Source organism: Plantactinospora sp. B24E8, assembly GCF_039871735.1.
GTDB lineage: Bacteria > Actinomycetota > Actinomycetes > Mycobacteriales > Micromonosporaceae > Plantactinospora.
In genome coordinates this window covers 33,868-47,000 of the sequence record NZ_JBDPMH010000033.1, presented here as the reverse complement: position 1 = coordinate 47,000, position 13,133 = coordinate 33,868, and the positions used below count along the sequence as shown (strand labels likewise).

Here is a 13,133-nt window from a genome sequence, read left to right as displayed (position 1 = left end):
CATCGTAGGTGAATGCGTACTCTGCGTCACGGTCACGTTTCTGTGGGGATCCGGTCCGTTCCGTCGACCTCACCGGGGCCGGGCGACCGCCGGCACTTCCGGGGGGTGCCCGCCGGCCCGGATCCGGGCCACCCGACGTTCCCGGGGTGGGCCGGCGACCAGGTGGCCGACGACCGCGAGCAGGCCGACCGCGCCGACGGCCAGCCAGTGCCCGTCGCCGAGGTACTGCAGACTCGTTCCGCCGATGGTCGGGGCGACGAACGCCGCGGCCGGGAAGGTGAGGTAGAAGACCGCCTGGTAGCGGCCGCGCAGCAGGGGCGGGGCCAGTTCGGCGTTGATCTCGGCGTTCGGCGGTGCGGCGAGCATCGAACCGACGGTCCAGACCAGCGCCGCCAGCAGGTAGCCGGGAAGTTGGTCGGCGAGTGCCAGGCTGGCGTACCCGATCGCCGTCAGGGCGGTCGCGGCGGCCAGCACCCGGTGTTTGCGGCGACCGTCGATCAACCGGGGCACGAAGAGCTGCCCGGCCACGATGAGTCCGCCGCCGAGCGCCACGACCAGCCCGTACGCCGAGGGGCTGAGTCCGTCGGCGCGCATCGACAGCGGCAGCACGGTGGAGTTCTGGGTGCTGAGGACGGCGAGCACGAAGGTCAGTCCGACGAAGGCCAGGAAGGTCCGGTCGGTGAGTGGGGTGCGCAGCCCGGCCCGGGGGCCGACGCTGGTCCGGTGCCCGGGGGTCAGGGTCTCCGGCACCTTCCAGGCGATGATGACGGCGGTGCAGAGCGTGGCGCCGGCGTCGACCAGGAACAGGGCCAGGTAACTCGCCTCGGCGAGCAGTCCGGCGAGCGCGGAGGCTCCCGCCGTGCCGAGGTTGAAGGCCCAGAACTGCAGGTTGAACGCGCGGGACCGCCGGGCCGCCGGCACCACGTCGACGATCGCGGCGACAAACGCGGGGCCGGGCATCGAGTGGGCGAGGCCGACCAGTGCGGCGAGCAGGGCGATGGTCGGCACGTCGGCGGCCACCGCCATCGCGGCCATCAACGCCGACGCGCCCAGGTGGGACCAGACCAGGGTGCGGCGTCGGCCCCAGCGGTCGGTGAGGACGCCGCCGAGCAGCACCCCGGCCACCCCGCCGATCCCGTACGCGCCGACCGCCAGCCCGGTGAGTGCCGGCCCGACCTGGCGGACCTCGGTGAGGTAGAGCGGGAGGAAGAGCATGGCGAACGCGCCGACGCGGTTGATCAGGAGTCCGGACCAGAGGTACCAGAAGGTTGCCGGTAGGCCACCGGCGGTGTCGACGAACCACGTCCGGACGGTGCGCACCGATCCTCCGATAAAGATTGTTTCCAGTTCTTCGGCCGGGTAGACGCTAGGGCGGCAGCGGCCGCCACGCCAGGGTTTTCCTTGTCACGTACCTCGTGGGCAGGCCGACCGGCGACGTCCGTACTGTCACGATGGGGATACGCGCTGTTCTGGCCCGGGTGCGTTTCGTCCATCATGGTGGTGTGTTGGTGCCCCGACGCTGGATGCTGCCGATGTCCATGGCCCTCGCCGTAGGGCTGGGAGCGCTGACTGTCGCGGTGGTGCTGCGGTGGTGGGCTTGGCCCACCGGACCGGTCCCGGCCGCGGTGTGGGCCTGGACCGAGCGGGCGAGCTGGATCACCGGGGTGCTGGGCCTGCTGATCGCCGTACTGGCCCTTCGCAGCCAGCGCCGGCCGATGGTCCACCGCCCGGTCGGGACGACGGCCACGACACCACTGGCACCCGGTCTCGGCTCGGTCGAGGTCGGCCAGTTGACCACCCCGGTACGGGGCCGGGACGCACTGATCGACCAGGTGCTTCGGGAACTGCACAACGCGCCGCCGTCGCGGGTCCGCGTCCTCGCCGGGATGGGCGGGAGCGGGAAGACCACGGTCGCCCGGGCCGTGGCCAGGCGGGCCCGGGACGCCGGGTTCACCGTCTGGTGGGTTTCCGCCGCCACCACCACCGACCTCTGGACCGGCATGCGTCAGGTGGCGACCCGGCTCGGTGGCCGGGACAGTGAACTCGACCGGGCCTGGAGTGGCGCCCAGAGTGCACCGGACCTGCTGTGGCGGCTGCTGGCCGGATACCGTGGTCGATGGTTGCTGGTCATCGACAACGCCGACGATCCGGAACTACTCTCCGGCGGCGGCGCGACGGTGACGTTGGGTACCGGATGGCTCCGACCCGTGACGTCACGCCGAGGCCTGATCCTGGTCACCAGCCGCGACGCCGACCCGGAAACCTGGGGACCCTGGTGCCGGCTGTACCGGGTCGGCATGCTCGACCAGGCCGCCGCCGGGCGGGTGCTGCGCGACCACGCCGGCGATGCCGCCGGTACCGAGGCCGAGGCCGAGGCGCTGGCGGTACGGCTCGGCGGACTGCCGCTGGCGCTGCGGCTCACCGGAGCGTTCCTCCGCGAGGTTGCCGGCTCACCGTGGCCGGTGCCGGCCGCGACGTTCACCGGATACCGGAAGGTCCTGGACGCGGGGCGGCTCGACCCGTTGACGCCCCCGGACGAAGTCACCGACGCGACCGCGTCCGGGGTGGTCGGCCGGAGCTGGGATCTGTCGTTGGAACTGCTCGACCGGCGGGGGATGACCAGGGCCCGGCCGCTGCTCCAGTTGCTGTCCGGGCTCGCCGACGCCGACGTGCCGTACCGGATCCTGCTCGACCCGGCGACGCTGGCCGGTACGTCGCTCTTCACCGGCCTGGACGGCGCCGAACTGTGGCGGCTGCTCCAGGCGCTGGCGAGCCTCAGCCTGCTCGACCAACGCCCGGCGTACGGCCCAGCCGAGGAACTGCTCCGGATCCATCCGCTGGTGCGCAACGCCAGTTGGCGGAACGCCGACGAGGGTGACCGGGCCGTCCTCGCCGGCCTCGCCGCCGCGCTCACCGTCGGAGCCGCCGAACGCGAGCATGCGTCGTCGACACCCGACGGGCCCGATCGGTGGCCGGTCTGGCAGGCGCTGGCGCCGCACGTCCTACAGGTGCTGCAGACGGTCTCGGAGTCGGCGACGGTGCCGCCCGAGGCGGTCGTCCTGGCCGCGCGCGCCGCCCATCTGACCGCCCGGCACCTGCACCGGCGTGGGCTGTACGGGCAGGCGGAAGAGGGATACCGGGCGGTGCTCGAGACGCGTCGGAGGGTGCTCGGTGACGAGGCGCCGCAGACCCTCGCGGCGCGGCACGACCTCGCCCGGGTCCACCATGACCGGGGCAGGTACGACGTGGCCGAGGCGGCGCACCGGCAGGTGCTCGCGATCCGTCGGCGGACACTTGGCGACGGGCATCCGGACGTCGCCGCGACCCGGCACCACCTGGCCCGCGCGCTGCACCACGGGGGGCGGTACACCGAGGCGGAGGCGGAGTACCGGCGCGCCCTGGCGGTCCGTCGCCGTAGCCTTGGGGAAGAACACCGGCTGACCCTCGCGACCCGGCACCAGCTCGCCCGGGTGCTGCACAACCGGGGCCGGCTGGCCGCCGCCGAGGCGGAGTGCCGGGAGATCTACGCGACCGAGGTCCGGGTACTCGGCGCCGAACACCCGGACACCCTGATCACCCGGCACCAGTTGGCCGTGGTGGCGCAGGCCCAGGGACGGCACGGGCAGGCCGAGGCCGAGTACCGGGCGGTGCACGCGATCCAGCGTCGGATCCTCGGCGACCGCCACCCGGACACCCTGATGACCCTGCACAATGTGTACCGGGGCCTGCTCAACCTCGGCCGGCTGGAGGAGCAGTTGGCCGGATACCCCGACATCATCGACGGGCGGCGCGAGGTGCTCGGCGACGAACACCCGGCCACCCTGACCACCCGGAACAACTACGCCGTGGCCCTGCACGGCGCGGGTCGGCTGGCCGAAGCCGAGCGGGTGGTGCGCGACGTGTTGGAGGTCTACGTACGGGTCTTCGGCGCCGACCATCCCGACGTGCTGGCACCCCGGGACACCCTGGCCGCGATCCTGTTCGACCAGGGCCGTCTCGCCGAGGCGGAACGGGAGTTCCGGCTGCTGCGCGCCGTCGGTGCCCGGGTGCTCGGTGAGTCGCACTCCTACACGCTGATCATGCGGTACCAGATCGCCGCGACACACCTCAGCGCCGGTCGGTACGCCGAGGCGGAGGCGGGGTACCGGGCGGTGCTCGTCGACCAGGAGCGCCAGTTCGGCTCCGAGTCGACCGACGCCCTCATGTCCCGGCACGGCCTGGCCCGGAGCTGGTACGCCCAGGGACGGTACGCCGAGGCGGAGGCCGGCTACCGGGACGTCGTCGTGGCCTGGGGGCGTCGGCCCGGCGACCACCGGCTGGGAGCGCTGGCTCCTCGGGCGGACCTCGCGTTGGCGCTGGCCCGGCTCGGCCGGGCGGTCGAGGCCGAGGCCGAGGTCCGGGAGGTGCTGGACATCCAGTACCGGCTGTTGGGGCGGCGTCATCCGGACCTTCTCGACACCCGCGCGGCACTGGCCGAGATCCTCGCGGTGAGCGGCCGTCCGGACCGGAGCCGGGCCGAGGCCCGGGGGATCCTGCGGACCGCCCGGTCGGTGCTCGGCGACGACCACCCGTTCACCGGGTTCGTCCGACGGGCTGCCAGGACAGGCCGGTTCGACTGGTCTGATCGGACCCGCCCGAGACCGAACAGCCGCAGTTCCGACGTCTTCAACGACGCGGTGTCCGAGGTGAACATGCCACAGCACCGGCACGACGACTGGTGACGTAGTCCGGGTCGCCGCCGCCGAACGGACGGCTCGATAGGTTCCGCCTATTGATCAATCGGACCTACCGATATGCATATTGTATTCAGAGCGCCGTATCGTGGGACTCGACCGGTCGGAGCGAGCGGAGGGTGGGTCCCCGTGGGAAGTCCTGGCGCCACGACGAGGGCGGATCGGGTGCGGGCGCTGGTCGCCGCACACCGCGGCGACCGGGGTGCGCTGCTGCCGATCCTGCACCGGATCCAGCACGAGTTCGGCTACGTCGACGCCGACGACGTGCCGGTGCTGGCGAACGAACTCAACCTCTCCCGCGCCGACGTGCACGGCGTGGTCACCTTCTACACCGACTTCCGATCCGAGCCGGCCGGGCGGACCGTGGTCAAGCTCTGCCGGGCCGAGGCCTGCCAGTCGGTGGGCGCCGACCAGCTCGTCGGGTACGCCGAACAGTCGCTCGGCATCAAGCTCGGGCAGACCACACCGGACGGTGCGGTCACCCTGGAGCAGGTCTTCTGCCTCGGCAACTGCGCGCTCGGCCCGGCCGGTCAGGTCGACGATCGCGTCCACGGACGACTCACCCCGCAGCGGCTCGACGCCCTGCTCGACCCGGCCCGGCTGAGCGGATCCGCCGGGGTGGCGAACGGAAAGACGGTGAACCCATGACAACCCCGGTCACGGTGTACGTACCCCGGGACTCCGCCGCGCTCTCGGTCGGCGCCGACCTGGTCGCCGCCGAGCTGGAACTGGCGGCGGCGCGGGCCGGACGACCGGTCCGGGTGGTCCGCAACGGCTCGCGCGGCATGCTCTGGCTGGAACCGCTGGTCGAGGTGGTCACCGAGCGCGGCCGGATCGGGTACGGCCCGGTGCCGCCCGAGCGGGTCGGCGAACTGGTCGACGCCGGGCTGCTCGACGGCGCCGACCACGAACTCTGTCAGGGGGTCATCGAGGAGCTGCCCTGGCTGGCCGACCAGACCCGGCTCTGCTTCGCCCGGGTCGGGGTCACCGACCCGCTGGACCCGGAGGACTACCTCGCCCACGGTGGACTCGCCGGGTTGCGCCGCGCCCTCGAGCTGCCGCCCGCCGAGGTGGTCGCCCAGGTCACCGAGTCCGGCCTGCGTGGCCGGGGCGGCGCGGGCTTCCCGGCCGGCATCAAGTGGAAGACGGTCGCCGACACCCCGGGCGCGCTCAAGTTCGTCTGCTGCAACGCCGACGAGGGGGACAGCGGGACCTTCGCCGACCGGATGCTGATGGAGGGTGACCCGTTCGTCCTGATCGAGGGGATGACCATCGCCGCGTACGCGGTCGGGGCGACCGAGGGCTACGTCTACATCCGCTCCGAGTACCCGGACGCCGTCGCCACCATGCGGCGGGCGATCGAGCTCGCCCGGGCCCAGGGCTGGCTCGGTGTGGACGTCCTCGGCTCCGGTCTCCGGTTCGACCTGCACGTGCGGGTCGGTGCCGGCGCCTACATCTGCGGTGAGGAGACCGCGATGCTGGAGAGCCTGGAGGGCAAGCGGGGCATGGTCCGGGCCAAGCCGCCGATCCCGGCCATCACCGGGCTGTTCGGCCGGCCGACCGTGGTGAACAACGTGCTGACCCTCGCCTCGGTGCCGACGATCCTCGCCGACGGTGCGGCGGCCTACCAGGCGCTCGGGGTGGAACGGTCGCGCGGCACCCAGGTCTTCCAGTTGGCCGGCAACATCAACCGGGGCGGGGTCTTCGAGACCGCGTTCGGGATGACGCTGAGCGATCTGATCCACATCTACGGCGGCGGCACCCGCTCCGGCCGGCCGGTCCGGGCCGTGCAGGTCGGTGGCCCGCTCGGGGCGTACCTGCCGGCGGACGGTCTGGACCTGCCGATGGAGTACGAGGCGTTCGCCGCGGCTGGCGCGATGCTCGGCCACGGTGGCATCGTGGTCTTCGACGACACCGTCGACATGGCGGCGATGGCCCGGTTCGCGATGGAGTTCTGCGCCGAGGAGTCCTGCGGCAAGTGCACGCCGTGCCGGGTCGGCGCGGTGCGGGGGGTCGAGACCATCGACAAGATCGTCGCGGGTCAGGACCCGGACGACAACCTGGCCCTGCTGGGGGACCTCTGCGAGCTGATGACCGAGGGTTCGCTCTGCGCGATGGGCGGGCTCACCCCGATGCCGGTACGCAGCGCGCTGCTGCACTTCCCCGACGACTTCACCGCCCGTGAGAAGAAGCGCTCGGAACAACTCCCTGGCCGATTTGAGGAGGCCACGTCATGAGCCTGCTGAAGGAACCCGATCTCGGTACCCCGGCGAAGGACGGCCCGGCAACGGTGACGGTCGAGGTGGACGGCCTGCCGGTGTCCGTACCGGAGGGCACCTCGGTGATGCGGGCCGCTGCGTTGAGCGGCATCGACATCCCGAAACTCTGCGCCACCGACAGCCTGGAGGCGTTCGGCTCCTGCCGGCTCTGCCTGGTGGAGATCGACGGTCGCCGGGGCACCCCGGCCTCCTGCACCACCCCGGTCGCCCCGGGAATGAAGGTCACCACGCAGTCGCCGAAGCTGGAGAAGCTGCGCCAGGGTGTGATGGAGCTCTACATCTCCGACCACCCGCTGGACTGCCTCACCTGCTCGGCGAACGGCGACTGCGAGCTGCAGGACATGTCCGGCGTGGTGGGCCTGCGCCAGGTCCGGTACGGCTACGAGGGCGCGAACCACTACGAGGAGCCGACCGACACCAGCAACCCGTACTTCAACTTCGAGGCGTCCAAGTGCATCGCCTGCTCCCGGTGTGTCCGGGCCTGTGGTGAGGTGCAGGGGACCTTCGCGTTGACCATCGAGGGACGCGGCTTCGAGTCCAAGGTCTCCGCCGGCGGCACCGACTTCATGTCGTCGGAGTGTGTCTCCTGCGGCGCCTGCGTGCAGGCCTGCCCGACGGCGACGCTGCAGGAGAAGTCGGTCGTGCAGCTCGGCATGCCGACCCGTACCGTGCTCACCACCTGCGCGTACTGCGGGGTCGGCTGCTCGTTCAAGGCGGAGCTGCGGGGCACCGAACTGGTCCGGATGGTGCCGCACAAGGACGGCGGCGCCAACGAGGGGCACTCCTGCGTCAAGGGCCGGTTCGCCTTCGGCTACGCCACCCACCCGGACCGGGTACTCACCCCGATGCTGCGGGAGAGCATCGCCGACGAGTGGCGGCCGGTCGACTGGGAGACCGCGATCTCGTACACCGCGACGAAGCTGCGGGAGATCCAGGCCCGGTACGGTGTCGGCGCGATCGGCGGCATCACCTCGTCGCGGACCACGAACGAGGAGGTGTACGTCGTCCAGAAGATGATCCGGGCGGCGTTCGGCAACAACAACGTCGACACCTGCGCCCGGGTCTGCCACTCGCCGACCGGGTACGGGCTGAAGCAGACCTTCGGCACCTCGGCCGGCACCCAGGACTTCCGCTCGGTGGCCCAGTCCGACGTGATCATGGTGATCGGGGCCAACCCGACCGACGGGCACCCGGTCTTCGCCTCCCGGATGAAGCGCCGGATCCGCGAGGGCGCCAAGCTGATCGTGGTCGACCCGCGCCGGATCGACCTGGTCCGCTCGCCGCACATCGCGGCGACCCACCACCTGCAGCTCGCCCCCGGCACCAACGTCGCCGTGGTCAACGCGATGGCGCACGTGGTGCTGACCGAGGACCTGGTGGACCGGGACTTCGTCGCGCAGCGGTGCGAGGGCTTCGACGAGTGGGCGGAGTTCATCGCCCGGCCGGAGAACAGCCCGGAGGCGGTCGAGGAGCTGACCGGCGTACCGGCCGAGGAACTGCGGGCCGCCGCCCGGCTCTACGCCACCGGCGGCAACGCGGCGATCTACTACGGTCTCGGCGTCACCGAGCACAGCCAGGGCTCGACCATGGTGATGGGCATGGCCAACCTGGCGATGGCCACCGGCAACATCGGCCGGGAGGGCGTCGGGGTCAACCCGCTGCGCGGGCAGAACAACGTGCAGGGCTCCTGCGACATGGGCTCGTTCCCGCACGAACTGCCCGGCTACCGGCACGTGTCGGACGACGTGGTCCGCGGGGTGTTCGAGGAGATGTGGGGACGTGACCTGGTCGCCGAGCCGGGGCTGCGGATCCCGAACATGTTCGACGCGGCGATCGAGGGCAGCTTCCGGGCGCTCTTCGTCCAGGGTGAGGACATCGCCCAGTCCGACCCGAACACCAAGCACGTGACCGCCGCGCTGGCCGCGATGGAGCTGGTCGTGGTGCAGGACCTGTTCCTCAACGAGACGGCCAAGTTCGCGCACGTCTTCCTGCCGGGCACCTCGTTCCTGGAGAAGGACGGCACGTTCACCAACGCGGAGCGCCGGATCAACCGGGTCCGTCCGGTGATGCCGCCGAAGACCGGCAAGCACGAGTGGCAGATCGTCGCCGAGATCGCCCAGGCGATGGACTACCCGATGCACTACGACCACCCGAGCCAGATCATGGACGAGATCGCCGCCCTCACCCCGACCTTCGCCGGGGTCTCGTTCGACAAGCTCGACAAGCTCGGCAGTGTGCAGTGGCCGTGCAACGACAACGCCCCCGAGGGAACGCCGATCATGCACATGGACGGCTTCGTCCGGGGCAAGGGCCGGTTCGTGCAGACCCCGTTCGTACCGACCCGGGAACGCAGCACCCGCAAGTTCCCGCTGATCCTCACCACCGGCCGGATCCTCAGCCAGTACAACGTGGGGGCGCAGACCCGACGGACCGGCAACGTGGCCTGGCATCCGGAGGACGTACTCGAGATCCACCCGCACGACGCGGAGGTCCGGGGCATCACCGACGGCGACCTGGTCACCCTGGCCAGCCGGGTCGGTGAGACCTCGCTGCGGGCGGTCTTCTCCGACCGGATGCCGGTCGGGGTCGTCTACACCACCTTTCACCACCCGGTGACCGGGGCGAACGTGGTGACCACGGAGAACTCCGACTGGGCGACGAACTGTCCGGAGTACAAGGTCACCGCGGTCCAGGTCGGGCTGAAGAATCCGCCCCGACCGCAGGACACGGCCCAGACCGGGGAACTGCTTCCGGCGATGGCGGACTGACATGCACACCGACATCTCGCCCCAGGTACGGATGGCGAACGAGATCGCCGTGCAGTTCCGCCACCAGGCGCCGGAGCTGGCGGCGCCAGCGATCGCCGAGCACATCCAGGCGTTCTGGGAGCCTCGGATGCGGGCCGAGCTGTTGCGGCGGATCGAGACGGAGCCGGACGCGTTCGACCCGCTGGCCCTGGCCGCCGCGCGGCTGGTGCGCCGCTGACCGATCCATCCTGAACGGCCCCGTGGCCCTGTACCGGTACCGGACAGGGCCACGACCGTTCCTGCCTTGACGCGCTTCCATACTGCATACAGAATCCTAAACGTGACCATGTCACGTGAGCGCCAGGGAGGGCCCGTGCCGACACACCACCTCCGCTACGACGTGAACTGCTCGATCCTCTTCACCGAACTTCCGATCCTGGAACGTCCGGCGGCCGCCAAGGCGGCCGGATTCGACGCGGTCGAGTTCTGGTGGCCCTTCGCCGAGGCGGTGCCGCCCACCGCCGAGGTGGACGCGTTCGTCGCGGCGATCCACGACGCCGGTGTCCAACTGGTCGGGCTCAACTTCTTCGCCGGCGACATGCCCGGCGGGGACCGGGGCCTGGTCTCCTGGCCCGGACGCTCCGCGGAGTTCCGGGAGAACGCCGCCCTGGTCGCGGCGATCGGCGCCGCCACCGGCTGCCGGAACTTCAACGCCCTGTACGGCAACCGGCTGCCCGACGTCGACCCGACCGAGCAGGACGAGGTGGCGGTGGAGAACCTGGCCGTCGCGGCCGCCGCGGTGGGCCGGATCGGCGGCACCGTACTGGTCGAGGCGGTCAGCGGCCCGCAGCCGTACCCGCTGCGCACCGCCGCCGACGCGATCGCCGTCATCGAGGTCGTCCGGGACGAGCGCGACGTGGAGAGCCTCGCCTTCCTCGCCGACCTGTACCACCTCACGGTCAACGGCGACGACGTCGTCAAGGTGACCGAACACGCCCACCGGATCGGACACGTCCAGATCGCCGACGCGCCCGGCCGGCACCAGCCGGGGACCGGCGACATCGACCTCGACGGCCACCTGGCCCGGCTGGAGGCGGCCGGCTACCACGGCTGGGTCGGCCTGGAGTACGTGCCGAGCGGCCCGAGCGCCGAGAGCTTCGACTGGCTGCCCCGGGACCGTCGGGCCGGCTGACGGCTGCCGGCGGGCACGTCGGCCCGGCTGAGTCACCAACCGCCAACCAAAGGAGATCGCTGACATGACCACCGTCGGTTTCATCGGCCTCGGCATCATGGGCGGCCCGATGGCCATCAACCTGATCCGGGCCGGATACCAGGTCGTCGGCTACGACTACAGCCCGGCCCGCAACGACGTACTCGCCCAGGCCGGCGGTGAGGTCGCCGCCGACATCGCCGAACTCGTCCGGCGTGCCGACACCGTGATCACCATGGTCCGCGACTCGGCCGACGTCGAGACCGTGGCCCTCGGCGAGCAGGGCATCCTGGCCAACGCCCGGCCCGGACAGCTCTACGTCGACATGAGCAGCATCTCCCCGCAGACCGCCCGGCAGGTCGCCGAGGCAGCCAAGGCCCACCAGGTACGAGTCCTGGACGCCCCGGTCAGCGGTGGCGAGGCGGGAGCGGTCGAGGGCAACCTCTCCATCATGGTCGGCGGCGAGGCGGCCGACTTCGAGGCGGCGCGACCGATCTTCGAGGTGGTCGGTGCGACCGTCGTCCACGTCGGGCCGCACGGCGCCGGGCAGACGGTGAAGGCGGCGAACCAGCTCATCGTCGCCGGCACCATCGAACTCGTCGCCGAGGCGATCGTCTTCCTCGAGGCGTACGGGGTGGACACCGAGGCGGCGGTCCGGGTCCTCGCCGGCGGGCTGGCCGGCAACCGGATTCTGGACCGCAAGGCGGCCGGAATGCTGGCCCGGCAGTTCCAACCCGGTTTCCGGATCGACCTGCACCACAAGGACATGGGGATCGTCACCTCGGCGGCCCGTGAGGCCGGCGTGGTCATCCCGCTCGGTGCGGCGGTGGCCCAGCTGATCGCCGCGCTGAAGGCCCAGGGCGACGGCGGACTCGACCACACGGCGCTGCTCAAGCTGGTCGAGCAGCTCTCCGGCCGGACCGGCGCCTGAACCGGCCCGAGATGCCGGCCCCGCGTCCGACGACTCCGGACGGGGCGGGCGGGCATGTCCTGCTCGCCCCGGACAAGTTCAAGGGTTCGCTGAGCGCCGCCGAGGTCGTCCGGTATCTCACCGTGGGTCTGCGCCGGGCCTGCCCGGCCGTCGAGGTACGCGGCTTCCCGGTGGCCGACGGCGGGGAGGGCACCCTCGACGCGGCGCTCTCGGCCGGCTTCACCCGGGTGCCGGTCCAGGTCACCGGGCCGACCGGGGAGCCGGTGGTGACCGCCTACGCCCGGCGCGCCGGGGTGGCGGTGGTCGAACTGGCCGACGCCTGCGGGCAGCGTCGGCTGCCCGGCGGACGTGCCGACCCGTTGCACGCCGGCACCCACGGCGCCGGTGAGGTGCTCCGAGCGGCACTCGACCACGGCTGTACGGAGGTCGTGCTCGGACTGGGCGGCAGCGCCAGCACCGACGGGGGCGCGGGGCTGGCCGGCGCGCTCGGGGTACGGCTGCTCGACGAGCACGGTGCGGAACTGCCGCCCGGCGGCGCCGCCCTGCGTCGGCTGCACCGCATCGACGCCTCCGGGCTGCATCCGGCGGTCCGGCGTACCCGGTTCGTGCTGGCCAGTGACGTGGACAACCCGCTGCTCGGCCCGACCGGGGCAGCCGCCGTCTACGGTCCGCAGAAGGGTGCCACCGAGGCCGACGTCGCCGTCCTGGAGGTCGGGCTGGCCCGCTGGGCCGAGGTGGTCGACAGCCACCTGCCGGCGGTGGCCCGACAGGCCGGAGCACCTGGAGCCGGCGCGGCCGGTGGGGTCGGCTTCGCCGCGCTCGCCTTCCTCGGCGCCACCTTCCGGCCCGGCATCGAACTCCTGCTCGACCTGCTCGGCTTCACCGCCCTGCTTACCGGCGCCCGGTTGGTGGTCACCGGCGAGGGCTCGCTGGACGGGCAGAGCCTGCGCGGCAAGGCTCCGGTCGGGGTGGCGTCGGCCGCCGCCGGGCGCGGGGTGCCGACCGTGGCGGTGGTCGGCCGGCTCGCGGTCGGCGAGGACGAGCTGCGGGCGGCCGGGATCGGCCGGGCGTACCCGCTCACCGACCTGGAGCCGGATCCGGAGCGCTGTGTCGCGGAGGCACCCCGGCTGGTCGAGCAGACGGCCGCCCGGGTCGCCGCCGACTGGCTGGCGCCGTCCGGCCGCCCCGGGCCCGACCGCTGACCGGGGCGGTTCCCTGCCGTACACCTCGCCT

The 13,133-nt window shown here is 72.1% G+C and carries 9 protein-coding genes; 8 read left to right on the top strand and 1 reads right to left on the bottom strand.

The features are described 5' to 3' along the window. Positions 1 to 69 precede the first annotated feature (69 nt). The gene (locus tag ABGB21_RS30180) at positions 70 to 1,320 is read right to left on the bottom strand and encodes an MFS transporter (RefSeq protein WP_347656629.1); all 1,251 of its coding nucleotides are present in this window, start codon (positions 1,318 to 1,320) and stop codon (positions 70 to 72) included. Between the two features lie 182 nt (positions 1,321 to 1,502). On the opposite strand from ABGB21_RS30180, the gene ABGB21_RS30175 reads away from it, so the two are divergent. From ABGB21_RS30175 to ABGB21_RS30140, 8 genes are all read left to right on the top strand, one after another. Further along, positions 1,503 to 4,721, top strand: coding sequence for a tetratricopeptide repeat protein (locus ABGB21_RS30175; protein ID WP_347656627.1), 3,219 nt, complete (start codon positions 1,503 to 1,505; stop codon positions 4,719 to 4,721). A gap of 141 nt (positions 4,722 to 4,862) precedes the next feature. Next, positions 4,863 to 5,381, top strand: coding sequence for a formate dehydrogenase subunit gamma (locus ABGB21_RS30170; RefSeq protein WP_347656625.1), 519 nt, complete (start codon positions 4,863 to 4,865; stop codon positions 5,379 to 5,381). Then, a complete protein-coding gene (locus ABGB21_RS30165) occupies positions 5,378 to 6,970 on the top strand; it encodes an NADH-quinone oxidoreductase subunit NuoF (RefSeq protein WP_347656623.1) in 1,593 nt (530 codons plus the stop codon). The genes ABGB21_RS30170 and ABGB21_RS30165 overlap by 4 nt, the downstream gene beginning before the upstream one ends. Then, the gene (gene fdhF / locus ABGB21_RS30160) at positions 6,967 to 9,780 is read left to right on the top strand and encodes a formate dehydrogenase subunit alpha (protein WP_347656621.1); all 2,814 of its coding nucleotides are present in this window, start codon (positions 6,967 to 6,969) and stop codon (positions 9,778 to 9,780) included. Before ABGB21_RS30165 ends, fdhF begins: the two co-directional genes overlap by 4 nt. Position 9,781: 1 nt before the next feature. Next, complete coding sequence (locus ABGB21_RS30155) at positions 9,782 to 9,997, top strand: formate dehydrogenase subunit delta (RefSeq protein WP_347656619.1); 216 nt, start codon at positions 9,782 to 9,784, stop codon at positions 9,995 to 9,997. A gap of 135 nt (positions 9,998 to 10,132) precedes the next feature. Next, complete coding sequence (locus ABGB21_RS30150; protein ID WP_347656617.1) at positions 10,133 to 10,951, top strand: TIM barrel protein; 819 nt, start codon at positions 10,133 to 10,135, stop codon at positions 10,949 to 10,951. 64 nt (positions 10,952 to 11,015) lie between these two features. Further along, positions 11,016 to 11,900, top strand: coding sequence for a 2-hydroxy-3-oxopropionate reductase (locus ABGB21_RS30145; RefSeq protein WP_347656615.1), 885 nt, complete (start codon positions 11,016 to 11,018; stop codon positions 11,898 to 11,900). 11 nt (positions 11,901 to 11,911) lie between these two features. Next, on the top strand, positions 11,912 to 13,102 hold the full coding sequence (locus tag ABGB21_RS30140; RefSeq protein WP_347680616.1) for a glycerate kinase: 1,191 nt from the start codon (positions 11,912 to 11,914) through the stop codon (positions 13,100 to 13,102). The last annotated feature ends 31 nt before the right edge of the window (positions 13,103 to 13,133 follow it).